Source organism: Arthrobacter sp. 'calajunan' (genome assembly GCF_046940185.1).
Classification (GTDB): domain Bacteria; phylum Actinomycetota; class Actinomycetes; order Actinomycetales; family Micrococcaceae; genus Glutamicibacter; species Glutamicibacter soli.
Window position 1 is genome coordinate 181,344 of record NZ_JBKZDY010000001.1, and the last position, 23,469, is coordinate 204,812.

The window sequence follows — 23,469 nt, forward strand, 5'->3', positions numbered from 1 at the left end:
CCGGCACTGCCTAATTCCCTGCCGCGCGCAGCAGCCGCAGCGCCTCCTCGCGCTGCACCGGGGCGAAGTCCTGGTAGTGGGCGCCGACCGCCCGGAAGTCCGGCGGCTGCCAGGCGATCACCACCTGATCGGCCGGATAAGCCAGGTTCTGCACCAGCTCCGACGGGGCCACCGGGGCCGCGACCACCACCAGCTTGGGCTTCAGCCGCCACACCAGATCCAGCGCGGCCAGCATCGTGGAGCCGGTGGCGATGCCGTCGTCGCACACCACCACCTGCTGCCCTGCCAGATCCGGGGCGTAGGGCTTGAACTCCCCGGCCAGCTCCATCAGCTCCCCGGTGGCGCGGAATTCCACGGATTCCAGTTCGGATTCACCGAAGTAGCGCAGCGCCCGCCGGTGGATCTCCTGGTCGAGGTAGCGTCCGGACGCCATCCCGTAGCTGGCGATCGCGCCGAAGGCGATTTCCGGGTTGCTCGGCACCCCGAGCTTGCGCACCGCCAGCGCCCCGAGCCGTCCGCCCAGGCTGCGCGCGACCTCGGACGCCACCGGCACCCCGCCGCGCAGCAGCCCGAGCACCGTGTAGTTGCCGGCGGGCAGCTCGCTGGCCAGCGCCATGCCCAGCGCGGCGCCGGCATGGCTGCGATCCCGGTATCCCTCGTGCGATTGCTGGGCCATGCTCCCAGTCTTGCCCAAAGCATCACAAAGTCAATGCTCCTGCGTCAATGTTCCGGCCGAACACCCAGCAGCTGCGCAGTGCGCGCGTACTTGGCCGCCAGCCGCGCCCGGGTGTGTTCCGGCAGCAGGCTGGTGCGTTCCGGGTCGGTGTTGTCGGCCAGGTCGGCGCGCTTGACCAGCATCGCCAGCGGGTTGGCCAACACCCCGGTGCAATACTCTTCCAGGCTCTGCCCGGGCCGTTTGCTCAGCAGCACCACGGCATCGCAGACCTCCCGGGGGATGCCGGCTGCGGAAAGGTCCGTGGCGCTCACCTCGCAGTCCTCGATGACGTCGTGCAGCCATGCCGCGGCCACCGCGTACTCGTTGCCGCCAAGGCGCCGGGCATGCTCGGCGACCCGGGCCGGGTGGCCGATATAGGCGGCGCCGAGCTTGTCCGTCTGGCCCTGGTGGGCCTTGGCGGCGATGGCGCGGGCCAACGCCACCACGTCTTCCCGGCTTGTTGCCGGCTGCCGGTTGTCCATTGCGCTCCTCCTGGGTTGCCCGGGTTTGGGATGCCGGGGCTTGGGATGCAGAATTTCTCCTGGGTCCCACGCTAGCAAGTCGGTGCGACACCCGGGGTCGATTCGGCGGAAGCCCGGGCACGGGGACTACCCTCGGTGGTATGGATGAAAAGATGATCGCGCAGTGGGGGAGCGAGGCCGCAGGACAGCCCTCGCTGGTGCTCTGGGAAGACGGCCGGGCCAGCGGTTCGGATGGCTGCAACCGGCTCATGGGCTCGTGGAGCCGTGAGGGGGACGGCTATCTGTTCTCGCAGATGGCCAGCACCATGATGTATTGCCAGGGGGTGGACACCTGGCTCTCAAGATTGGCCAGCGCGCGTCAGGTCGACGGGCAGCTGGTCATCAGCGACGCGCAGGGCCGTCAGATCGGGCGGCTGGCCCCGCTGGAATCCTGAGCCGCCCGGGATTGCGGGCCCCGGGATGCAAAAAAGAACTGCGGTTCGCACAGTGTGCGAACCGCAGTTCTTCACGTAGCAGCCAGGGAAGGGCTGCATTCGCGCGAAGGGTTTAGAGCTGGTTGCCCAGCTTGAAGCCCTTCGAAGCCTGGCCGTGGTACGAGCCGTCCTCGTCGCCGGCGCGGGTGTAGGAGAAGCCGTCGGCGCCGATGGTGACTTCCAGTTCGGAGTCGTCGGTGCGCTCGATGATTTCCTGCACGTTGCCGTCCAGGTCCAGGACCTTGGAGGCCTCGGTGTACCACGAAGGCACAACCGGGTTGCCCCACCAGTCGCGGCGCTGGTTGTCGTGGACGTTCCAGGTGATGGTCGGGTTGTCCGGGTCGCCGGTGTAGTAGTCCTGGGTGTAGATCTCGATGCGGTGGTCGTCAGGATCCAGGATGTACAGGTAGAACGCGTTGGACACGCCGTGGCGGCCCGGGCCGCGCTCGATGCGGTCCGAGATGCGCAGGGCGCCCATCTTGTCGCAGATCTGGATGATGTTGTGCTTCTCGTGGGTGGAGAAGGCCACGTGGTGCAGGCGCGGGCCGTTGCCGCCGGTCAGCGCGGTGTCGTGCACGGTGCCCTTGCGGTGCATCCAGGCTGCGTAGGTGGTGCCCTCGTCGTCCTGGATGTCCTCGGTGACGCGGAAGCCCAGGTCTTCGAGGTACTTGCGGCCGCGCGGAACGTCCGGGGTCACCTGGTTGAAGTGGTCCAGGCGGACCAGCTCGCCGGCCGAGTACAGGTCGTAGCGCATGTGCAGGCGCTCGACGTGGGTGGTCTCGAAGAAGAACTCGTACGGGAAGCCCAGCGGATCCTCGACGCGCAGGGCGTCGCCGATGCCCTTGACGAAGCCGTCCTTGCGGCGCTCGGTGCGGCAGCCCAGCTCCTGGTAGTAGGCCTCGGCCTTGTCGACGTCCTCAGGGGTGCGCACGCGGAATGCCATGGCCTTCAGCGCGGCCACCGGGCCCTTGGTCAGCACCAGGTTGTGGTGGATGAACTCCTCGAAGGAGCGCAGGTAGATCTGGTTCTCGTCCTCGTAGGATACGTGCAGGCCCAGGACGTCCACGTAGAAGTTGCGGGACTTGGCCAGGTCGGTGACGACCAGTTCAGCGTAGGCGCAGCGCAGGATATCCGGTGCTGGTGCGACTGGCTTGGGGATCTCGTTGCTCATTGGGTTGCTCCTTTGCAAGCAGAAATTTTGTGGTTAGGCGCCGAACTTCGGGGTGTGGACATCGCCCAGGGTGATGTGCACTGCCTGCTGGTCGGTGTAGAAGTCGATCGAGCGGTAGCCGCCTTCGTGGCCCAGGCCCGAAGCCTTCACGCCGCCGAACGGGCTGCGCAAATCGCGCACGTTGTGCGAGTTCAGCCAGACCATGCCGGCCTCGATGTCCTGCGCGAAGTTGTGCGCGCGCTTCAGGTCGTTGGTCCACACGTAGGCGGCCAGGCCGTAGCGGGTGTTGTTCGCCAGCTGAAGGGCTTCCTCGTCGGTGTCGAACGGGGTGATGGCGACAACCGGGCCGAAGATCTCTTCCTGGAAGATGCGGGCATCCGGGGCGACGTCGGCGAACACGGTCGGTGCGACGTAGGAGCCGTTCTCCTGGCCCTCGGGCAGGTTCTCCGGGCGTCCGCCGCCGGCCACCAGGCGGCCTTCGGACTTGCCGATCTCGACGTAGCTCATGACCTTGTCGTAGTGCTCAGGGTGCACCAGCGCGCCGACCTGGGTGGCCGGATCGTGCGGATCGCCGACCTTGATGTTCTTGGCGCGCGCCGCGTAGGCCTCGACGAACTTCTCGTAGATGCCGCGCTGGACCAGGATGCGGCTGCCGGCGGTGCAACGTTCGCCGTTCAGCGAGAAGACGCCGAACAGGGTGGAGTCGATGGCCGCGTCGAAGTCGGCGTCGTCGAACACGATGGCAGGGGACTTGCCGCCCAGCTCCATCGACATGCCCTTGAGGTTTTCGGCGCAGTTGCGGAAGATCAGCTGGCCGGTGGAGGACTCGCCGGTGAAGGAGATCAGCGGGACGTCCGGGTGCTTGACCAGTGCGTCGCCGGCGTCTTCGCCCATGCCGTTGACCAGGTTGAAGACGCCCTTCGGCAGGCCGGCTTCCTCGAAGATGGTGGCCCACAGCGAAGCGGACAGCGGGGTGAACTCGGCAGGCTTGAGCACGACGGTGCAGCCCGAAGCGATCGACGGGGCGAGCTTCCAGGACTCCAGCATGAACGGGGTGTTCCACGGGGTGATCAGGCCTGCGACGCCGATCGGCTTGCGGTTCACGTAGTTGATCTGGGTGCCCGGCACCTTCAACGCGGTGTCGTGCTGGGCGACAATCAGGTCGGCGAAGAAGCGGAAGTTCTCCGCGGCGCGCTGGGCCTGGCCCTTGGCCTGGGTGATCGGCAGGCCGGTGTCGAAGGTTTCCATCTCGGCCAGGCGGTCCTGCTGGGCGACGACCGCGTCGGCGATCTTGTACAGCACGTTGGCGCGCTCGCGGGCCTTCATCTTCGGCCATGGGCCGTTCTTGAATGCCTCGGTGGCAGCGGCCACGGCGGCGTCGATGTCGGCCTTCTGGCCGGCTGCGGCGGTGGTGTACGCGGTGTTGGTCACCGGGTCCAGGACCTCGAAGGTCTCGCCGCCAATGGAATCGACGAATTCGCCATTGATGTAGTGCTGGATCTTGGCCGGCAGGTTTTCTGGAACGAAGTGCTTGCTCATCAGCGGGCATTTCCTTTCGTGCGGTGTGAAAAATTGGTGCGGGATAAGTTTTCTAGATGGCGCTGGGCGGCATTCCGGCCGAAGCCAGGTACGCGTTCAGCGTGTTCGCGCGGTGCGCGCGGCATGCAGTCTCGATCTGCGCCGGGGTGGCGTGGTTCGCGATCAGCTCCAGCAACGCCTCGTGCTCCTGGACACTGGCCTTGGCCCGTGACGGGATGTGCGTGAAGGAGCTGGCCCGCATGGCCGCCAGTCGGCGCCAGCCGCGCTGGACCAGGTCCAGGATGTGCGGGTTAGGGCACTGGCCGTAGAGCAGCTTGTGGAACTCGGTGTTCATGCGGGTGAACGCGACCGGATCGAAGTCCTCAAGGCACTGGCGCATCGCATCGTTCAGCTTGCGCGCTTCGGCCAGCCACGCGGCGTCCATCGCGTCGGCTGCCAGTGCGGTGGCGGCCGGTTCGATGATCATCAGCGTCTGCATGGTGTGCAGGTAGAGCGTGGAATCCACGTGGGCGACGGTCGCCCCGACGTTGCGGGTGAAGTGCACCAGCCCTTCGGCCTCCAGCCGGCGGATCGCCTCGCGCACCGGGACCACGGAGCAGCCCAGTTCGTCGGCAATGGTGCCCAGCACCAGGCGGTAGCCCGGGGAGTAGGCGCCATTGACGATGCGCTCGGAGACCAGCTGGTAGGCGGCCTCGGACTTGGAAGCGGTCATTACAGCGCCCATGAGTTCAGGTCCGGGCTGCCTGCATCCTTCCAGGCATTGAACTTGGTCTTCCACTCGGCGTTCATCGGGAACAGGCCCTCGATGCCGTGGCCGCGCTTGACCATGGCGAAGATGAACTCGTCGTTCTCCTCGGTGGCCGCCGCCTCGGCGGCGATCTGCTCGACCATGGCCGGCGGGATCACCACGATGCCGTCGGAATCGGCCACGATCACGTCGCCCGGCTGGACCGAGACTCCGCCGCAGGCGACGGTGATATCGCGGTCCCAGGCCACATGCTTGCGGCCGAGGACTGCCGGGTGCGGCCCGTTGTGGAAGACCGGGATATCCAGGTTGCTCACGGCATCCAGGTCGCGCACGCCGCCGTCGGAGATGATGGCCGCGGCGCCGAGCTGCTGCGAACGCAGTGCCAGGATGTCGCCCAAGGTGGCCGAACCGGTCTCGCCGCGGGCCTCCATGACCAGGATCTCGCCGTCCTTGACCGCGTCGATGGCCTGCTTCTGCATGTTGTAGCCGCCGCCGTGGGCCTTGAACAGGTCTTCGCGGTTCGGGATGTAGCGCAGGGTGGCGGCGGTGCCGATCACGCGCTGCATGCCCTTGGTGGCGCCGGAAACCTCGATGTTCACGTTGTTCATGCCGTGCTTGCGCATGGTGCCGGACAGGGTTGCGGTCGCGACGGAGGCCAGCTGCTCGCGGATGGCGTCGGTCAGCACATCCTTGCCGGTCAGCTTCGGAGCCAGGCCGGCGGACTCGCGGTCGCCGTAGGCGTCTTCCTTGTCCTTATCGGTGACCTTTGGCTGGTTGCCAAAGTCAGCGAAGGTGGCGGTGCCTTCCACTGCGGTGGTCTTCAGCTTGCCGGTGGTGGCACCGGAGACGAGGTCGGTGACCTCAACCTCGACGATGTCGCCCGGGAAGAAGACGGTGGACCCGGCAGGGGTGCCGGTCAGGATGATGTCGCCCGGCAGCAGGGTCATCTGCTGGGACAGGTCTGCAACGATCTGCGCGAAGGAGAACAGCAGCTCGGAGGTGTCTGCGTCCTGGGCGATGACGCCGTTGACCCAGGTCTGCACGCGCAGCTTGGCAGGGTCGACCGAAGCGGCGTCAAGTGCCATAGGACCCAGCGGGGTGTAGCCGTCGCCGGACTTGGAGCGGATGTTCGATCCCTTGTCCGCGTACTTCATGTCGTGCACGCCCAGGTCGTTCGATGCGGTGATGGAGCCGACGTAGCTCCAGGCATCCTCGACGGAGACGCGGCGGGCTGCCTTGCCGATGATCAGTGCGATCTCACCTTCAAAAGCCAACAGCTCGGTGCCGGCCGGGCGCTCAACGGTGCCGTTGGTGGCAGCCAGGGAGCTGGAAGCCTTCATGAAGTAGCTCGGGAACTTCGGGGTGCGACCGCGCTGCGCTGCACGCGAAGAGTAGCTCAGGTGTACGGCCAGAACCTTTCCTGCCTGGCTGAAGGTTTCCTCGGTGACCGGAATCTGAGTGCTCATCGGTGAATTGCCCACTTTCGTCGTACATGATCTCGTACATCAAATCGTATACGATCAGTGTGCTCCCAATCTCAGGGACTGTCAAGATGGCAATCCACAATTGTTTTCCGGGACCGGACCAAGGGCTCCCAACTCCAGCGATTCCGCGGGTTTCGACACGTGATTTAATTCTTCGCGGTGCCGTAACGCGAGGAGCTAGAGGCATACGATCCAAACGTCGATTGGGCACTGGTAAATATCTCGGTTTGTGTGCGATTTCCACGGTGTTCATCTCAGTTTGCCCGTGCCTGCCAAGATGCTTTTATCGTGGCGTGGCGGATCGAATACGTGGAGACGTCGCCATGGACCACAAGCGAACTGCCGGTGAAAAATGAACAGAAAATGTGTTCAGTTCCTGTAGGAGCGCTTCGCTGACCGGCACGACGCCCGAATATCAGGTATCCCTCGTAGCACCTGAAACAGGCGATGCGCAGGGCGGGTGGGGAAAGCCAGCGCCCGAGCTGCCGGTTCGCCGTGCATTCGAGACGCTCTGGGGAACGTCCGGCAATTGGCGATCCGAGAGCCCCGTCCTGCCGATGAACAAAAATAATGCTCATGCTGCAATCCGCTGTTGCCAGGGAGTTGGATTTACGCGGTGCACCTACTTACTTCTGGATCTCAGCACTCCGGACCTATCTTTCAGGAATCCATGCGACCCGAACATGACGATAATTCAAATCCAGAGCGCGTGATGGCGGAAAGTGAACAGAATAATTGTTCACAACAGTGCCGGCGGGGGATGTGGGTGGATGGTGTGCCGTGCTCTTAAAGCGGCGAGTTGTCCAACCTGATATTGGTGAACCCCTGCAGGGTTGCGGCAAATGACTAGAGTCGGCGACAACTAATAACGCGGTGGAAATGAACAGAATTTTTGTTCATTTAGCAGGTCGCTTTTGCTCGATCAGAGAAAATGCAGAAACCGTAGGCGAACTGCCGCCGTCCATTGAATCAATAATTCGTTCATGCGAGGATGGCAACTACTCGCGGCGCTGAACCGAATTCAAAGCACACGAACATGTCAATTGACATGTTGTTTTCTGCCTTGAATCCATACGTAGGCTCGACGATGTGAGGCTGTGGAACGGGGCAACAATCCTGTTTTGGAAACTCGCAAGAGCTAGTTCGCGTCTACTTCAGGCGGTTCTTCGAATTCGTACCCCAGAACTTTCCTTACGCGGTCTGTGAGCTCGATGTCGAGACGTTGCGGGGTGCGATCTGCGTTGAAATCGAAGTTCTGAACGCTCGTCACTGATCCTGGAATTTCGATGCATGTCTGCCCATGAGGAGTGCGCCACATGACTGAGCCATCGGGGAGGTAAGTGTAGTTCCAGCCCAAAGCGTGCTTGAACATCTGATGTCGTTTGCAGCAAAGCTTGGTGTTGGTGCGGTTGGTTCCGCCGCCTTTGGCCCAGTCATCGATGTGTTCAACTTCGGATCGCTCTGGCAAGCGGTTGCATCCCGGGAACTGGCACTGCGTATCCCGGAATCTAAGCAGGTCTCGAAGAGCTTGCGGTGGGCGGTACTTCTTGCGGTCGACGTCGATAACGGCGCCGCTCCACGGGTCAGTCAGCAATCGAAGCATCGACGGGGCATCCGCCGCCAGCTTCAAAGCCGTTCCAATCGGGATTGGACCGTATCCTTCGAGGTCTGCCAAGGCCTTTCGAGGATCTGCCAGCATCTCGACAGCCGGAATCGTTACGGCCACCTTGGTTTTCAGCGTACTGCCGCCGCCCTCCGGCCAACCGTCCAGCAAGGCGTCCCTCAGTGTGTCGTATCTTAATTGACCGCGTGTTCGGGGATCTTCGGGATCGACGTTTGAAACGACATGATGTTCGACGGTGTTTACCACTGAAATGATATCTTCCGCTGGGCCGCGAAGTTGCGCGACCGCCATACCGTCTTTCTCCATCCACCAACGCAGATCCCGGGTTTCTTTTGCATCTTTGTGGCGTTCGTCGATTGGCTTCGGGTGCATCTTTTCGTGAAGCCGGCGTGCCCGTTGCCGGACGGCCGAATCGCTGGCGTGTTTGGCAAATGGCAGCAGGAGTTCTTCCATGCGGTGCACGTCTTCAGTTTCGAGGTCCTGAGCATTTTTGATGATCTCGCGCGCGGTCTGAGTTGTAATTTCACCGGCGCTCAACGCATTCAAGGTTTCAAGGCATAGATGCCGCAAACCTTCAGCCATGGTGAGTTTATTGGAAATGTGATTGTCTGTATCTCTCATGGCGATGGATGCTTCGGCAACAAACGAGGAGCGTGCTATTTCTTGGTCATGTGGGGTGACGCGATAGTAGCCTGCAGACAAGTTCGCCAGAATGTCGTCGGCGGAGACACCCATTTCCGTAAGTTGTTCAGGGGTAGGTTCGTCCTCTGCTTGAATGCGGTTGTCGCCGTTGGATTGGAGAGCGACACCTCGCGCGAAGAGTTCGTAGGTGTCCGCCATGAGGACTGCCTCGCTAGCATCCAGCATGCTGCGGAGCCTGCTAAGCATGGCCAGTTGGTCTAGCCCGACGGCCAGGTCTTGGGCAGGCATCTGCTTATTGAGTTCGGTCAGCACTTCCAGGGGACCGGTGAAGTACTTCTGACGCTGAATAGCCGCGCCCCATGTACCTGTCGTTTGGACGGTGTCCCTCAGCCCCGGTGCTTCAATCGGGAGGCGGTGGGAGTCGTCGTCATTCTCGAAAATATCTCTGATACCCATAACTTAATTGTCCTCCGTCTTCCGACAGTATGGGTAAGTATCTACGACTTCGGGATATCTCATTCCTGATCGATAGGGATCAGGTTCGATTCAAAATCATGGTGGTGGCGTCGGTCTTCGCCCTGGAACAGCCAAGGGCCTAATCGTGACTGGATGCCTCCGAAGAGAAGCTTCCGATTGTATTTCGACATCCCCGTCACGATCTTGGCCGAATCCGCTCTTAACTCATGTCGGGCGAAGTTATCTGAATCCGTGAACCACTGCCATGGGGTGACCATGGAACCGTAGGCCTCGGTGGGAAGCATTCAGGTGGCTTCGCTCGACGTCTTTCTGGAGGAATGCCAGAACGATGAAGCTCAAAAATTCGTCAAGGACTGAATCCTGCGAGAGTTATTCTTGGTGGAATTTCGAAAGACTCTCCTATCCGCAAAAGAGTTCTGACATGCATTTTTATCGGACAGTGGTGCGGAATCATTCCCAAGGAAAGAGTTATTTTTAGAAAACCGCGTCACGAAGCGGCAGTGAAGCACTCTTAACTGGTGAAAGACGAAATCAGCCGCACAACGAACTCATGCCATGGGGATGGCGCAGTTCAGGAATTGCACTTGGGGGTGCGCGGAGAGATTTTGTCTTGTTGGATGCATGCTCACTTGGGGGTGGGAAAGTATCTCGACAGGCCTGGGACTCACAATGGATGAGTCCCAAGTCATTTGTCGTTTCTGGGCCTGTCGGCATCATGCAGCCGAGCTAACGGGCCCGCAAATGCGCGAAGGGCTCGGAGCATTCGATCTGAATGCTCCGAGCCCTTCGCGGCTGTCAGTACGGGTTAGGCCTGTGCGGTTGCTGCCGTACGTTCTGCTGCAGCAGCGCGCTCGTCGGCCTCGCGCAGGGCGCGCTCCACGCGGTCGACGTCGCGCACCGCGCCCTTGTCCGCGGACAAGGCCATAGCGGCGTAGGCGCGCAGCGCAGGGGAGACCACGCGCTCGCGGTTGGCCGGGCGGTAGCCGGTGGTGGCCAGCAGGCGCTCGCGGCGCTCGGCCAGGACGTCGTCGGAGACGTTCAAGGTCAGGCCGCGGGTCGGGATGTCGATGGAGATCGAGTCGCCGTCCTCGACCAGTGCGATGAGTCCGCCGGAGGCCGCCTCGGGGGAGACGTGGCCGATGGACAGGCCCGAGGTGCCGCCGGAGAAGCGGCCGTCGGTGATCAGCGCGCATTCCTTGCCCAGGCCGCGGCCCTTGAGGAACGAGGTCGGGTAGAGCATTTCCTGCATGCCTGGGCCGCCCTTGGGGCCTTCGTAGCGGATGACAACGACGTCGCCGGCCTTGACCTGCTTGTTCAGGATCTTCTCGACTGCCTCGTCCTGGGACTCGCAGACCACAGCCGGGCCCGTGAAGGTCCAGATGGAAGGGTCCACGCCGGCGGTCTTGACCACGGCGCCGTCCACGGCGATGTTGCCGCGCAGCACGGCCAGGCCGCCGTCCTTGGAGTAGGCGTGCTCGACCGAGCGGATGCAGCCTTCGGCTGCGTCGGTGTCCAGGTCCTCCCACTGGGCGGACTGGGAGAACGCGGTGGAGGAGCGCACGCCGCCCGGGGCTGCGTGCCACAGGGCGAGGGATTCCTCGGTGGCCGCACCGCCGCGGATGTCCCAGGCGTCCAGCCATTCGCCCATGGTCTTGGAGTGCACGGTGTGCACGGTCTCGTCCAGCAGGCCGCCGCGGCGCAGCTCGCCGAGGATGGCGGGGATGCCGCCGGCGCGGTGCACGTCCTCCATGTAGTAGATCTTGCCGGCGCCTGCCGCGTTCGGCGCGACCTTGGCCAGGCACGGCACGCGGCGGGAGACCGCGTCGATCTCGTCCAGGCCGAACTCGACGCCGGCCTCGTGGGCGGCGGCGAGCAGGTGCAGGATGGTGTTGGTGGAACCGCCCATGGCGATGTCCAAGGCCATGGCGTTGCCGAAGGCCTGCTCGGTGGCGATGCTGCGCGGCAGCACCGAGTCGTCGGATTCGCCGTAGTAGCGGTTGGAGATCTCGACAACCAGCTTGCCGGCGTTCTCGTAGAGGTCCTTGCGGGCGGTATGGGTGGCCAGGGTGGAGCCGTTGCCCGGCAGCGACAGGCCCATGGCCTCGGTCAGGCAGTTCATCGAGTTCGCGGTGAACATGCCGGAGCACGAGCCGCAGGTCGGGCAGGCCGATTCCTCGATGCGCAGCAGGTCCGCGTCGGAGACGTTCTCGTTCACCGCCTCGGAGATGGCGTCGACCAGGTCCAGGGTGCGCACGGTGCCGTCCACCAGGGTGGCGCGGCCGGATTCCATCGGGCCGCCGGAGACGAACACGGTCGGGATGTTCAGGCGCAGCGCGGCCATCAGCATTCCCGGGGTGATCTTGTCGCAGTTGGAGATGCAGATCAGCGCGTCGGCGCAGTGGGCGTTGACCATGTATTCGACCGAGTCGGCGATCAGGTCGCGGCTGGGCAGCGAGTACAGCATGCCGCCGTGGCCCATGGCGATGCCGTCGTCCACCGCGATGGTGTTGAACTCGCGCGGGATGCCGCCGGCGGCGGTGATCGCCTCGGAGACGATGCGGCCCACGGGCTGCAGGTGGGTGTGGCCCGGAACGAATTCGGTGAAGCTGTTGGCCACGGCGATGATGGGCTTACGGCCCAGATCTGCGCCGTTGACTCCAGCCGCGCGGAACAGGGCGCGGGCGCCTGCCATGTTGCGGCCATGGGTGACGGTGTGGGAACGAAGTGTGGTCATTGCATAATCACATCACAGGTTTTGCCGCAGACCCAGACGGTGATAATACTAGTAGTACTACTACCAGACGACGACGGGGCACCGATGAACGCTAGTCAGCGCCGCAGGGAGGAGCTCGCCGGTTTCCTCAAGGACCGACGGGCCCGGGCGGACCGCGCCGCGCACGGCCTGCCGGCGGTGGGCCGCAGCCGGCTGCGCGGGCTGCGCCGGGAGGAAGTGGCCACGCTGGCCGGCATCAGCGTCACCTGGTACACGTGGCTGGAGCAGGCCCGAGACATCAACCCCTCGCGCCAGGTGCTCGACTCGCTGGCCCGGCTCTACCGGCTGACCCCGGTGGAAACCACCTACCTGCTCTCGCTCGGCGGGCACCGCGACACCATTCCGGCAGCCTCCGAGGGCATGACCCCGGCGCTGCAGCGATTGCTGGATGCATTGGAGTTCCCGGCGTTCCTGCTCTCCGCGGACTGGAGCATCATCGGCTGGAACCAGCACTACGCGCAGCTGTACCCACGGATTGAGATGCTGGAGGAGGGCGATCGGAACCTGCTCTGGCTGGTATTCACCGATGCGTCGCTGCGGCAGATGCTGCCCGACTGGGCGGAGCAGAGCCGCGGGTTCGTGGGAAGCTTCCGCGCCGAGACGCGCGGCTGGCTGAACCCTGCGGGGGAGAGCGGCATCGTCGCCCGTGTGTCGGCGGCCTCGCCGGAATTCGCGGCGATCTGGAAGGAGCGCGACGTGGCCGGCTTCGGCACCCGCGAGCGGCTGTTCAACCACCCGGCCAAGGGGCTGACCCGCTACGAACAGCACAACCTGATTCCGGCGGAAGCCTCGGACTTGACGCTGCTGTTCTACGCGCCGCTGTAGCGTTGTCTGTGACAGGTGGGACTATTCGCCTGGAATTTGGTACTTGATCAGAGCCTTCATGTTCGGGCTCAACGTGATGGTCGGCGAGAAAGCCGCCGCATTTTTCGCGTGCTGCCTGGCTGCGAACATGGCCAGATAACTGAGCACTTTTGAGTGCACGTTGTCATCTGGATCGACAATGATGTATTCGTCATCGCCGCGTTTTTCGACGTGCAGATCTGGGGCGGACACTTCGTCTTCGACGATGATTTCAGCATTCCGATTTCGTCGTGTGGCCATTATTTCCACCGTTTTCTAGATGCTCTTGTCCTAAGTCTAGCTTTCGTCCGAACGTCACGTAAGCCGGTGAGTATGCCGTCCCAGACCGGTTCGCGCGCATCGACTGTTGCGCTGTCGTTCGAATTTTCAGGCGAGGTTGTAGACTTCCCTGGCCCTGAGATGTCATCCGAAATGATCCGGGACATAGCTCCCAGCATGGCGGCCTCACTTTGCGATACGAACCAGCCATCACGATGTGATTTCTTGAAATGGCGAAGTGCCCTGAGGCGTCCCAGCACACTGCTTGATTCGTCAGGCAACGATGAATGCGGCTCGACTGGCTTCGCTGTCAATGGCGGCTCAGGTTGGGCCGACGGGCCATTGCGGTTATTCGAATAGCGAGGATTCTTGAACACCCATGGTTTTTGGGGGCCGTCAAGAGTTCCTAGTATCAGGGAACCCAATGCCTGATCCGTGGTGGAATCACTTTTTGCCAGTTCGATTCCGTATTGGACGCGCTTCCGCCACTGACCCGCATGGTCGACCCTTGTGCGGAGCTTGAATATCCGGAGTGCGGCCAAGGCTGCGATAAATCCAACCAAGGCCGGCAAAATGGGGCCCCAGGAAGCCAAGGCCGAAATGCCTGGTGTCATCCAAATCCAAACGGAATTGAAGAATTCCTGCAGCCAGCTGAAGAAGTCCATATGGCGACGATAGTCGTGACCAGCGGATCAACGGTGAATCGCGCTTCGAGATGTGGAGAACCCTTTTGGCCGCGGACCTCGCTCGACAGGTCGTGAGGTCCGCGGTCAAGGTGCCAGCGCTTCGACGTGGGTTAGGCGCCCAAGAACTCCAAGGTCTTTTCCTTGAATTCCCGGCTCGTGACGGCGTTCGCATGGTTGCGTCCGGCCAGCCAGAGCACCTCGTTGCGGGTGCCGGCGTTCTTGAGCAGGCGGCGCAGCTGCGGCATCGTGGTGGCCAGGTCATCGAGGTCGCCGGCGACCAGCAAGGTGGGGGTGGAGGGGATCTTGCTTTCGGGTTCGAAAGGCTCGGTCTTGATGCCCTCGATCAGCTTGAACAGCGCTTCGGCATCGTTGGACGGCTCGGCGGCGACAATCTGCATGATGGACGCGGTGAGGTCGTCGTTGATCTCCTCGCCGCTGGCAAGGAACTTGCGGGCCTGTTCGATCTCGAAGCCGGCGAGCATGTCGTTGGCGCCCGGGCCGCCCATGACCAGGTGCTCGACCAGATCCGGGTTCCAGGCGGCGAATTCCCATGCGAGGCGCGAGCCCAGCGAGTAGCCCAGCACGTCGACTGGACCTTCGTCCAGATCAATCACGATGGCTGCCAGCGCCTGGCGGATCTGGCTCGGAGCCCAGCTGCCTTCGTTGCGGTGCGGGTCGGTGCCGTGGCCGGGAAGGTCGACAAGCAGGACGTTGCGGCCATGGTCGGTGAAATAATTCGTCCACCGGGCCCGTTCCCAATTCGATTCGCCGGATGAGGCGAAGCCGTGGATGAGCAGTACGGATGGTCCGCTCACCTCGGAGTTTGTGCGAATGACGCGGAGATTCAGATCAAGGGTCATGCTACCGATCATAGGCCACAAAACAGGTAAACATCGTCTTGCGCTAGCGCGACGAGATAGTTAATGTCAGAATGACTCTAACGCGGTCCGGACCGCGGAAACTGCTGGAAAACCTGAAACGGGGCATCACACCTGATGACATCGGTACCAAGCTGGGCAAACGTCGACGAACGGCGGAACATGCCGCCGACGCTGGCGGTGTCCACGGTGATCCTCGGCATCCGCGAGGGCGTCGAGGGCGGGCCGGACAAGCTGTGCCTGCCGCTGGTGCGCCGCATCCGCCAGCCGCACGCGGGATTGTGGGCGCTGCCCGGCGGTCCGGTGGGGGCGCGCGAGTCGCTGGGCCAGGCGGCCGGGCGCACGCTGGCCGAGACCACCGGGCTGCGTCCGAACTACCTGGAGCAGCTTTACACCTTCGGGGACATCGACCGCTCGCCCACGCACCGGCTGGTGACCATCGCCTACTTCGCGCTGATGCACGTGGACCAGGTGGGTGCGACGGTGCGGGACGAGAACGTTGCCTGGTTCGACATCGATGATCCGCAGATCGCGCGGATGGCCTTCGACCACCGCCAGATCGTGGACTACGCGCTGTGGAGGCTGCGCAACAAAACCGAATACGGGCAGATCGCGCACCGGCTGCTCGGCGAGCGCTTCACCCTCGCGGCGCTGCGCGGGGTGTACGAGGCGATCCTCGGTCGCCGACTGGATCCGGCGAACTTCCGGCGCACGCTGAACTCGACCGCCAGCATCGAGGCGACCGACGAATACCAGGCCGGCGGCAAGCACCGCCCGCCGCGGCTCTACCGCTACGTCGGGCACGGGCCCGATCCGCTGCAGGTCGACCCCCTGCAGGTCGAGCCGCCGCAGGGCTGAGAAGCAACTTCACCACACTTTTTCAACTAGACCGTTGAATCCCTGAAGGGGGAGCACCATGAGCACCAACACCATCTTCACCGACGCGGCTTCGGCCCAGCACAACGCCTCGGTCGCGCAGAACATCGCGCGGCTGAACCTGCTGGCCCCGGGCTCCACCTGCTCGGACGATTTGAAGTCCAACCCCTGGGACACCCCCGGCGGCTACGGCCCTGGCGCCTCGGAAACGGACGAGGTGCCTGCCGGCCACCCGGTGCAGGGCAGCATCCCGCAGGAGTATCTGGCGGCCAGCGATCAGGAGCTGGACGCGCGCATCCTGGCGGCCAAGGAAACCCTGGGCGAGCGCGCGGTGATCCTGGGCCACTTCTACCAGCGCGATGAGGTGGTGAAGTACGCGGACTTCGTCGGCGACTCCTTCCAGCTGGCCAACGCGGCGCTGACCCGCGAGACGGCGGAGGCGATCGTCTTCTGCGGTGTGCACTTCATGGCGGAGACCGCAGACATCCTCTCGCGCGAGGACCAGGCGGTCATCCTGCCGAACCTCGCCGCGGGCTGCTCCATGGCGGACATGGCCGACGGGCCGAGCGTCCAGCAGTGCTGGGACGAGCTGACCGAACTGTACAAGGACGAGCAGGACGACGGGCGCCTGCCGGTCATCCCGGTCACCTACATGAACTGCTCGGCCGAGCTGAAGGCGTTCGTGGGCCGCAACGGCGGGCTGGTGTGCACCAGCTCGAATGCCGCCACGGTGCTTGAATGGGCGTTCGAGCGCGGCCGGCGCGTGCTGTTCTTCCCCGACCAGCACCTTGGCCGCAACACCGCCAAGGCCATGGGCGTGCCGCTGGAGCAGATGCCCATGTGGACCCCGCGCAAGGCGCTGGGCGGCAACGAGGCGGCGACCCTGCGCGATGCCAAGGTCATCTTGTGGCACGGCTTCTGCTCGGTGCACAAGCGCTTCAACCCGGGCCAGATCGCGAAGGCGCGCGAGGAGTACCCCGGCGTGCGCGTGATCGTGCACCCCGAATGCCCGATGGAGGTCGTGGACGCGGCCGACGAGGCAGGCAGCACCGACTACATCCGCCGCGCGATCGCCGACGCGACCGAGCCCACGGTGTTCGCGATCGGCACCGAGATCAACATGGTCAACCGGCTGGCCGCCGAGTACCCGCAGCACACCATCTTCTGCCTCGACCCGGTGATCTGCCCGTGCTCGACGATGTACCGCATCCACCCCGGCTACCTGGCCTGGGTGCTGGAGGAGCTGGTCGCCGGGCGCGTGGTCAACCGGATCACCGTGCCCGCCGAGCAGCAGGGCGACGCGAAAATCGCCCTGGAACGCATGCTGGCCGCCCGGCCATGAGCGGCGCAGGGGCCAAGCGCCCGGTGGTCATCGGCTCCGGGGTCGCCGGGCTGAGCGCCGCCCTGCAGGCGGCGGCCGCCGGGGCGCATCCGGTGCTGCTGACCAAGGACCGGCTGGGCGACTCGAACAGCGAGCTGGCCCAGGGCGGGCTGAGCGCCGTCACCGCGCAGTCCATCGCCGCCGGGGACTCGGTGGCCGCGCACGCGGCTGACACGCGGGCCGCCGGCGCCGGGCACTGCGGGGAAACCTCGGTGGACTTCATGTGCGCCTCGGCCGCCGAGCTGGTTGATGCGCTGGAAGGCCACGCGGTCGCGTTCGACCGCACCGCAGAGGGCGGCTACCAGCTGGGCCTGGAGGCAGCGCACAGCGCCCACCGCATCCTGCACATCGCCGGGGACGCCACCGGGGCGGGGCTCGTTGCGGCCCTGTCCGCCGCGGTGCTGCGCGCCCGCGACGCCGGCGAGCTGACGGTGCGCGAGCATGCGCTGGCCACGTCCTTGGTGCTCGACGAGCGCGGTGCGGTGGCCGGGGTCGAGGTCCTGCAGCACGGCACGTCGCACCGGATCGAGGCCGACGCGGTCTTGCTGGCCACCGGGGGACTGGGCCGGCTGTACGCCGCGACCACCAACCCGGCAGGGGCCACCGCGGACGGGATCGGGCTGGCGGCCCGGGCCGGCGCGGTGATCGCCGACGCGGAATTCGTGCAGTTCCACCCCACGCTGGTCGACCCGGCGGCCTACCCGGAGGCCGGCATGGTCTCCGAGGCGGTGCGCGGGGAGGGCGCGGTGCTGGTCACCGGCACCGGCGAGCGCTTCATGCCCGCCGAGCACCCCGATGCCGAGCTGGCCCCGCGCGACGTGGTGGCCCGCGGCATCCACCGCCAGCTGCTGGCCGGGCGCCGGGTGTACCTGGACGCCCGCGGCCTGGACGCGCAACGCGGCGCGGGCTTCACCGCCCGGCGCTTCCCCTCGATCACCGCACGGCTGGCGGCCTGCGGGCTTGATCTGGCCGCGGACCTGGTCCCGGTGGTCCCGGCCCAGCACTACGCCATGGGCGGGATCACCACGGACACCAGCGCGCGCACCACCGTGCCCGGGCTCTACGCGGCCGGCGAATGCGCCAACACCACGGTGCACGGCGCCAACCGGCTTGCCAGCAACTCGCTGCTGGAGGCGATGGTGTTCGCCCGCACCGCGGTGCAGGCCATGCTTTCCGACGATCCCGGGGGCTGCGCGGACCTCGATGGGCTTGACGGGATGACCGTCGCCCAGCTGCCGACGGCGCTGTCCGCGCTCGGCGCGGCCGAGGCCCCGCTGGACCTGGACACCCTGCAGCGCGAGGCCAGCGAGGCCATCGGCGTGTACCGCACCGGCAAGCAGCTTCAGCGCTTCGCCGAGCTGCTGGCGGCCTCCGCCCCGGTGGCAGAGTCCCCTCGCGCGCAGCAGGAGCTGGAGAACCTGTGGCTTGCCGCCCGCTTCACCGCGGCCGGCGCGCTGGCGCGCGGAGGATCGCTCGGCGCCCACCATCGGCTGGACTCGGCGCCCGGGCTATCGCAGCCTGCCATCCGCTACGGCTGGCAGCTGAATTGTGCCGAGCAAACCGCCGAACAAACCGCCGAACAGCTTTCTCCACCCCTGACCACTTCAAGCCCAAGCAGCAAGGAACACACCGCGTGAACGCACCCATCCATCCCGTCCCGCTGCGCGTGATCGACCGCATCATCAATTTCGCGCTGGAAGAGGACAACCCCCGCGGGGACCTGACCGCCGACACCATCGTGCCGGCGGGGGCGGTCGCCACCTGCCGGGTGCGCGCCCGCCAGCCCGGAATCCTGGCCGGCGGCACGGTGTTCACCCGCGCCATGCACGCGGTGGACCCGGGCATCGCCACCACCCAGCTGGTCGCCGAGGGGCGCACCTTCGCGGCGGGGGATACGCTGATCGAGGTCAGCGGCCCGGCGGCCTCCATCCTCACCGCCGAGCGCGTGGGGCTGAACCTGCTGCAGCGCATGAGCGCCATCGCCACCGCCACCGGGCAACTGGTGGACCTGGTCGCGCACACCACAGCGCGCATCGCGGACACCCGCAAGACCACCCCGGGGCTGCGCGCGCTGGAACGCTACGCGGTGCGCTGCGGCGGCGGGGTGAACCACCGCGACAACCTCTCCGACGCGTTCATGGCCAAGGACAACCACCTGGCCCTGTTCAGCACCCCGCAGGCGCTGACCGAGGCGCTGGCCTCGGTGCGCTCCCGGCTGGGGCACACCACGACCATGGAGGTGGAGGTGGACTCCATCGACCAGCTGCCGGCGGTGCTGGCCGCCGGGGTGGACGTGGTCATGCTGGACAACTTCGACCCCGCCGACATCCCGGCGGCCATCGAGCTGATCGCCGGCCGCGCGATCGTGGAGGCCAGCGGCAACATCAACGCCGGCACCGTCGCCGCGGTGGCCGAGGCGGGGGTGGACATCATCTCCTCGGGCGCGATCACCCACTCGGTGGCGGCGATCGACCTGGGACTGGATATGGTGGTCGCATGATCTACATGGACGCCGCCGCCACCGCCCCGCCGCGCCAGGAGGTGCTGGACACCGTCTCCCCGCTGCTCACCCGCGACTTCGGCAACCCCGCCTCGCACCATGAGGCCGGGCACCAGGCCCGCCGCGCCGCCAACTGGGCCCGGGCCCAGGTCGCCGCGCAGCTGGGGGTGCACGAGGAGGAAATCTACTTCACCTCCGGCGGCACCGAGGGCGCGAACACCGCGGTGATCGGCGGCGCGCTGGGCAACCCGCGCGGACGCGTGGTCGTGGCCAGCGCCGTCGAGCACCCAGCGGTGCTGGAAGCCTGCCGCTACCTGGCGGACTTCCACGGCTTCACGCTGCGGCTGATCGACGTGGACGCCGACGGGCTGGTGGACTTGGCGCATGCGGCGCAGCTGATCGACGACGACGTCGCCGTGGTCTCGGTGATGGCGGTGAACAACGAGGTCGGCACCATCCAGCCGGTGGCGGAGGTCGCCGCCCTGGCCCGAGCGGCCGGGGCGCTGATGCACACCGACGCGGTGCAGGCCGCCGGCTGGCTGGACTTGGCGCCGCTGGCCGCCGCGGTGGACGCGCTGAGCATCTCCGGGCACAAGATCGGTGCGCTGAAGGGCAGCGGGGCGCTGTACCTGTCCTCGAAGCACCGCTTCGTGCCGCTGCTGCACGGCGGCGGGCAGCAGTCCGGCCTGCGTTCGGGCACCGAGAACCCGGCGGCCGCCGCCGGCATCGCGGTGGCTCTGCAGGCCTGCGCCGCCCAGCGCGAGCAGGGGCTGGGCGAGGGCTACGGGCGCTACCTCATCGAGAAGATCACCCGCGGGCTGGACGCCAAGCACCCCGGCAGCCTGCGGCTGACCGGCAGCGAGAGCCAGCGCATCGGCGGCATCGTGTCCTTCGTATTCCCGAAGACCGCGGGGGAGACCGTGCTGATCGAACTGGAGCGCAAGGGGGTGCTGTGCTCCTCCGGATCCGCCTGCGCGGCGGGATCCACCGATCCCTCGCCGGTGCTCACCGCCATGGGGTACCAGGAGCAGCTGGCGCACACCGCGGTGCGGCTGTCCTTCGGGCGCGGCATCAAGGAGAACGAGCTGAGCCAGGTGGCCAACGCGGTCATCGCCGCGGTGGGCGGGCTGCTCAAGGGATAAATAGATAGGAGGCCCGAAACAGACAGTTGTGCCTTCAATTTCGAGATTAATCTATAAAGCAAACTAGTAAATAATACTCAGAGGCCATTTTTCTTTTCAAGTAAGAATTGATCAAGGTTTGATCCTATTTTCACAACACTACTCTGCATTCTTGACTGGTGAGATAATTTACTCCAATTAATATTGGTCTCTCAGGGGGAATCCTTTGGAGCGAGCAAAAGCTCGTAGCGTTCCACTGTACTCTTTGTCGTGGCAAAGCGCTACGTGAACGTCGTCTGCCAAAAGTTCTTTGACTTCCAAATCAGCCGCTTGTGCCCAAAGCTCAATAATTCGATTAATATTTTCTATGGCCCTTGCCCGAGAAAGCAGGAGATCAGTTCTTTCTGGGAATTTCAATTGCCGAAGTGTATTCTTTCCACGGGTACTGTCAGCGCAAGCCGTTATCATCGGACCGTGGAATTCTATATGTAGTTCTGGGATATCCTTGTAAGGATTGAGAAGTTGCAAGCTTGCATTATCGGTCCAATATGCACCTTTACTGACATTGCATCTTTTGCATACCAGCCCAAGATTGTCCCATTCGAGGACTAAGTTTTTGAATAATCCTTTAGGTTGAATATGTTCGACTTCGGCATAGGAAACGTCGTCAATTATTCCTTCGCAGTACATGCATTTGCTATTCGTTTCTCTCCTTAATGCTTCCAAAATAGTGCTTTCACGCCAAGGGGAAGGTTCGCAACCCCTTGCCGCATTTTCATATTCAAGGGTCTTAGATTCTTGATTGACTGAAATCCAAACTGGCTTAAGCCCCTTTGATAAACGAATCAACGCTTCTCCGTAATCGAATTAATTGCTGCTGGGAACTGCTTTCCAAGTCCAATTCTGCGCAATTCTGATTGCAATTCTCTCAGATCACTAGCAGAAGGAGTCAATGAAATTTTCGTAAGAATGTCTGAAAGCTTCGATTCAACCCACACGGGGAGTGTTGTGTCTAGTCCGAGAACTGAAGTAAGGGTTTCGTCTGGTGTTGCAGATGTGTTGACATTAGAAACTTTGCGAGAAGATATTCGACCAGTTTGGTCAGGACTTAGTGCATAAACCAATGAATTTTCCGTTGAAGTAACTACCAAGGGGCTGTGCGTAGCAACGATAAAACTGACGTTTGGGAAAGCTTTGAGAAAAGAAGGAATTATCGTCCGTTGAAGTTCCGGATGAAGATGGTTTTCGGGTTCATCAATGCAAACGGTGAATGACTCTTGGTCTCGTTGTCTAAGGAATATTTGCCAAGATAATTCTAGGATCGCGCTTATGCCGCCAGAGATTGCTTCCAATGGAAATTCTGAAGTTTTGGTGACAAGAATCAATTCCGCATCTTCAATCTCGAACCGATCAAATTGGAGTGACTTTGGTAGTAGGAGTCGAAGTATTTCTTGATAACCATCCCAAAGTATTCTTGCGGCATGATTGGGGCGTATTGCTCTATTTCCTTCACCGTACATTGCCGCAGAAATGAGAGCCTCTTTCATGCGATATAGTGGTGAGAATCTTGAATGGTTGCCAGTGTACCTTACTTGTATTTCGTTTAGGAACTCTTCTTGTAATACGTCCCACTCGGAAAACTTCGAGGGCAAGGAATTAAGTGTCTGATAGGAACTTACGGATCTATGAGAATTGATGTAGATTCCAGGTACCTGTTGTCGTGATGAGTATCGGATCTTGGCATTAGAAACGCCCGACGAAACTTCGCAGTACACGGGGGTTATTTCCCTGTTGGTATATGAAATCGTTCCGATACTTTGAAGGAATTCTCGGCTTCCTTCGTCCGTGGATCGTTGAACCAAGATTGGGTTCCATGAAAAATGAGGAGCTAAGAGGCTTAACAGACTAGTTTTACCGGAACCGTTTTCCCCTGTAATGATGGTAAGGCGCGGGTGAAGAATAACGTCCACTTTGTTGAATTGACGCCAATTGGAAACCTCTAATCGAGCGATTCCAGTTGTAAGATTGTGTCTTTGCGAGCTAATCTCATTCAATAGTCGGGCTTCATCGAGCCATTCATCAAATCCATCAAAAATAAATAGGCTCTTATCGATTTCAATTCGATCCAAAAATAAGGGTGTAATCCAATTTGAGATGGCATAGGTTTTAGCGCCTGTTGTCGCAGAAGACGTTATAAAGTTTCCTTTCTCTAGGAGAGACAGGCCCATTACTGTATTATTTATCGAATCTTTTGGAGTTTCGGTAGAAACTTTCATTGAGCTTATTTGATTGACTAGCGATGCGTGATCGTGAGGAATGCCGGTATTATAAAGTACACGCAATGCCAACCGGGCCTTTTTGAGTATGAGGTCAACGTTGAGATCCATAGGTAGATTGTAATACATCCAGTTGTGGGGCTCCCTGCTTGCCTCGAATCCAATGGTGCATTCGCATGAATCGATAACGATGGTGTGGAGGATCTTTTTAGCTTGAGTGAAGTTCTTGTCTTGATCTCCATAGCCACGGCTGAATCGAAAAAGGTCGCATATTAACGGTCTTGACACTTTTTTCGCAAAATATTATCGGTGGATATTGACTTTTGCTTTACCTATCTACATTTGGGCGGTGTTCAAGAATGTCAGACCCAGAATGCTTTATTTATGGTGAATAATTTCGTGAAAATGCAGAAATGGAACTTTCATGGTCTCTGTGGCTGAAACTCTGCCATTGATTTTCATTAATTATTTCATGCTGACCGTCGGGTGAACTAATTCTCA

20 protein-coding genes are annotated in these 23,469 nt (G+C 62.6%); 7 read left to right on the forward strand and 13 right to left on the reverse strand.

What is annotated here, in order from left to right; all coding sequences use genetic code 11:
• Positions 1 to 10: 10 nt before the first annotated feature.
• Both RF641_RS00850 and RF641_RS00855 read right to left on the reverse strand, forming a co-directional pair.
• Positions 11 to 676 carry a phosphoribosyltransferase gene (locus RF641_RS00850; protein ID WP_424572187.1) on the reverse strand — a complete coding sequence of 222 codons (666 nt, stop codon included), beginning with the start codon at positions 674 to 676 and terminating at the stop codon, positions 11 to 13.
• Between the two features lie 44 nt (positions 677 to 720).
• The gene (locus tag RF641_RS00855) at positions 721 to 1,197 is read right to left on the reverse strand and encodes an HD domain-containing protein (RefSeq protein WP_424572188.1); all 477 of its coding nucleotides are present in this window, start codon (positions 1,195 to 1,197) and stop codon (positions 721 to 723) included.
• 140 nt (positions 1,198 to 1,337) lie between these two features.
• Here RF641_RS00855 and RF641_RS00860 point away from each other — a divergent pair, with 140 nt between their 5' ends.
• Positions 1,338 to 1,631, forward strand: a complete 294-nt coding sequence (locus RF641_RS00860; protein ID WP_047118795.1) for an META domain-containing protein — start codon at positions 1,338 to 1,340, stop codon at positions 1,629 to 1,631.
• 112 nt (positions 1,632 to 1,743) lie between these two features.
• Here the strand turns inward: RF641_RS00860 and hpaD are convergent, their stop codons facing one another.
• The 6 genes from hpaD to ilvD form a co-directional block, all read right to left on the reverse strand.
• A complete protein-coding gene (gene hpaD, locus RF641_RS00865; protein ID WP_047118796.1) occupies positions 1,744 to 2,841 on the reverse strand; it encodes a 3,4-dihydroxyphenylacetate 2,3-dioxygenase in 1,098 nt (365 codons plus the stop codon).
• Positions 2,842 to 2,874: 33 nt separating this feature from the next.
• Positions 2,875 to 4,380 (reverse strand): 5-carboxymethyl-2-hydroxymuconate semialdehyde dehydrogenase, encoded by a 1,506-nt coding sequence (gene hpaE, locus RF641_RS00870; RefSeq protein ID WP_047118797.1) that lies wholly within the window; start codon positions 4,378 to 4,380, stop codon positions 2,875 to 2,877.
• 52 nt (positions 4,381 to 4,432) lie between these two features.
• Complete coding sequence (locus RF641_RS00875; protein WP_047118798.1) at positions 4,433 to 5,092, reverse strand: GntR family transcriptional regulator; 660 nt, start codon at positions 5,090 to 5,092, stop codon at positions 4,433 to 4,435.
• On the reverse strand, positions 5,092 to 6,594 hold the full coding sequence (locus RF641_RS00880) for a fumarylacetoacetate hydrolase family protein (protein ID WP_424572189.1): 1,503 nt from the start codon (positions 6,592 to 6,594) through the stop codon (positions 5,092 to 5,094). The genes RF641_RS00875 and RF641_RS00880 overlap by 1 nt, the downstream gene beginning before the upstream one ends.
• A gap of 1,156 nt (positions 6,595 to 7,750) precedes the next feature.
• The gene (locus RF641_RS00885) at positions 7,751 to 9,334 is read right to left on the reverse strand and encodes a DUF222 domain-containing protein (protein ID WP_424572190.1); all 1,584 of its coding nucleotides are present in this window, start codon (positions 9,332 to 9,334) and stop codon (positions 7,751 to 7,753) included.
• 826 nt (positions 9,335 to 10,160) lie between these two features.
• Complete coding sequence (ilvD, locus tag RF641_RS00890; protein ID WP_120990344.1) at positions 10,161 to 12,089, reverse strand: dihydroxy-acid dehydratase; 1,929 nt, start codon at positions 12,087 to 12,089, stop codon at positions 10,161 to 10,163.
• Between the two features lie 84 nt (positions 12,090 to 12,173).
• Between ilvD and RF641_RS00895 the strand changes: the two genes are divergently transcribed.
• Entirely contained in the window at positions 12,174 to 12,953 is a 780-nt protein-coding gene (locus tag RF641_RS00895) for a helix-turn-helix transcriptional regulator (RefSeq protein ID WP_047118803.1), read from the forward strand.
• Positions 12,954 to 12,974: 21 nt separating this feature from the next.
• Here the strand turns inward: RF641_RS00895 and RF641_RS00900 are convergent, their stop codons facing one another.
• From RF641_RS00900 to RF641_RS00910, 3 genes are all read right to left on the reverse strand, one after another.
• On the reverse strand, positions 12,975 to 13,232 hold the full coding sequence (locus RF641_RS00900) for a hypothetical protein (RefSeq protein ID WP_424572191.1): 258 nt from the start codon (positions 13,230 to 13,232) through the stop codon (positions 12,975 to 12,977).
• Positions 13,232 to 13,915 carry a hypothetical protein gene (locus tag RF641_RS00905; RefSeq protein ID WP_424572192.1) on the reverse strand — a complete coding sequence of 228 codons (684 nt, stop codon included), beginning with the start codon at positions 13,913 to 13,915 and terminating at the stop codon, positions 13,232 to 13,234. The genes RF641_RS00900 and RF641_RS00905 overlap by 1 nt, the downstream gene beginning before the upstream one ends.
• Positions 13,916 to 14,046: 131 nt before the next feature.
• On the reverse strand, positions 14,047 to 14,751 hold the full coding sequence (locus RF641_RS00910; protein ID WP_181728167.1) for an alpha/beta fold hydrolase: 705 nt from the start codon (positions 14,749 to 14,751) through the stop codon (positions 14,047 to 14,049).
• A gap of 180 nt (positions 14,752 to 14,931) precedes the next feature.
• Between RF641_RS00910 and RF641_RS00915 the strand changes: the two genes are divergently transcribed.
• The 5 genes from RF641_RS00915 to RF641_RS00935 are packed head-to-tail and all read left to right on the forward strand — an operon-like array spanning position 14,932 to position 20,713.
• Positions 14,932 to 15,672, forward strand: coding sequence for an NUDIX hydrolase (locus tag RF641_RS00915; protein WP_113607870.1), 741 nt, complete (start codon positions 14,932 to 14,934; stop codon positions 15,670 to 15,672).
• Between the two features lie 58 nt (positions 15,673 to 15,730).
• Complete coding sequence (gene nadA / locus RF641_RS00920) at positions 15,731 to 17,032, forward strand: quinolinate synthase NadA (RefSeq protein ID WP_424572193.1); 1,302 nt, start codon at positions 15,731 to 15,733, stop codon at positions 17,030 to 17,032.
• Positions 17,029 to 18,708 carry an L-aspartate oxidase gene (locus RF641_RS00925; protein WP_424572194.1) on the forward strand — a complete coding sequence of 560 codons (1,680 nt, stop codon included), beginning with the start codon at positions 17,029 to 17,031 and terminating at the stop codon, positions 18,706 to 18,708. The genes nadA and RF641_RS00925 overlap by 4 nt, the downstream gene beginning before the upstream one ends.
• A complete protein-coding gene (gene nadC, locus RF641_RS00930; RefSeq protein WP_424572195.1) occupies positions 18,705 to 19,571 on the forward strand; it encodes a carboxylating nicotinate-nucleotide diphosphorylase in 867 nt (288 codons plus the stop codon). The genes RF641_RS00925 and nadC overlap by 4 nt, the downstream gene beginning before the upstream one ends.
• Positions 19,568 to 20,713: a cysteine desulfurase family protein gene (locus tag RF641_RS00935; RefSeq protein WP_424572196.1), complete on the forward strand. Its 1,146-nt coding sequence runs from the start codon at positions 19,568 to 19,570 to the stop codon at positions 20,711 to 20,713. The genes nadC and RF641_RS00935 overlap by 4 nt, the downstream gene beginning before the upstream one ends.
• A 177-nt stretch (positions 20,714 to 20,890) precedes the next feature.
• Here RF641_RS00935 and RF641_RS00940 read toward each other — a convergent pair whose 3' ends face one another.
• Both RF641_RS00940 and RF641_RS00945 read right to left on the reverse strand, forming a co-directional pair.
• On the reverse strand, positions 20,891 to 21,541 hold the full coding sequence (locus RF641_RS00940; protein ID WP_424572197.1) for an HNH endonuclease: 651 nt from the start codon (positions 21,539 to 21,541) through the stop codon (positions 20,891 to 20,893).
• Positions 21,538 to 23,079, reverse strand: coding sequence for an AAA family ATPase (locus RF641_RS00945; RefSeq protein ID WP_424572198.1), 1,542 nt, complete (start codon positions 23,077 to 23,079; stop codon positions 21,538 to 21,540). Before RF641_RS00945 ends, RF641_RS00940 begins: the two co-directional genes overlap by 4 nt.
• Positions 23,080 to 23,469 lie beyond the last annotated feature (390 nt).

Coding starts and splice junctions, on each gene's coding strand:
- RF641_RS00850 (WP_424572187.1), bottom strand. CDS start 676: ATGGCCCAGCAATCGCACGAGGGATACCGGGATCGCAGCCATGCCGGC.
- RF641_RS00855 (WP_424572188.1), bottom strand. CDS start 1,197: ATGGACAACCGGCAGCCGGCAACAAGCCGGGAAGACGTGGTGGCGTTG.
- RF641_RS00860 (WP_047118795.1), top strand. CDS start 1,338: ATGGATGAAAAGATGATCGCGCAGTGGGGGAGCGAGGCCGCAGGACAG.
- hpaD (WP_047118796.1), bottom strand. CDS start 2,841: ATGAGCAACGAGATCCCCAAGCCAGTCGCACCAGCACCGGATATCCTG.
- hpaE (WP_047118797.1), bottom strand. CDS start 4,380: ATGAGCAAGCACTTCGTTCCAGAAAACCTGCCGGCCAAGATCCAGCAC.
- RF641_RS00875 (WP_047118798.1), bottom strand. CDS start 5,092: ATGACCGCTTCCAAGTCCGAGGCCGCCTACCAGCTGGTCTCCGAGCGC.
- RF641_RS00880 (WP_424572189.1), bottom strand. CDS start 6,594: ATGAGCACTCAGATTCCGGTCACCGAGGAAACCTTCAGCCAGGCAGGA.
- RF641_RS00885 (WP_424572190.1), bottom strand. CDS start 9,334: ATGGGTATCAGAGATATTTTCGAGAATGACGACGACTCCCACCGCCTC.
- ilvD (WP_120990344.1), bottom strand. CDS start 12,089: ATGACCACACTTCGTTCCCACACCGTCACCCATGGCCGCAACATGGCA.
- RF641_RS00895 (WP_047118803.1), top strand. CDS start 12,174: ATGAACGCTAGTCAGCGCCGCAGGGAGGAGCTCGCCGGTTTCCTCAAG.
- RF641_RS00900 (WP_424572191.1), bottom strand. CDS start 13,232: ATGGCCACACGACGAAATCGGAATGCTGAAATCATCGTCGAAGACGAA.
- RF641_RS00905 (WP_424572192.1), bottom strand. CDS start 13,915: ATGGACTTCTTCAGCTGGCTGCAGGAATTCTTCAATTCCGTTTGGATT.
- RF641_RS00915 (WP_113607870.1), top strand. CDS start 14,932: ATGACATCGGTACCAAGCTGGGCAAACGTCGACGAACGGCGGAACATG.
- nadA (WP_424572193.1), top strand. CDS start 15,731: ATGAGCACCAACACCATCTTCACCGACGCGGCTTCGGCCCAGCACAAC.
- RF641_RS00925 (WP_424572194.1), top strand. CDS start 17,029: ATGAGCGGCGCAGGGGCCAAGCGCCCGGTGGTCATCGGCTCCGGGGTC.
- RF641_RS00935 (WP_424572196.1), top strand. CDS start 19,568: ATGATCTACATGGACGCCGCCGCCACCGCCCCGCCGCGCCAGGAGGTG.
- RF641_RS00945 (WP_424572198.1), bottom strand. CDS start 23,079: ATGGATCTCAACGTTGACCTCATACTCAAAAAGGCCCGGTTGGCATTG.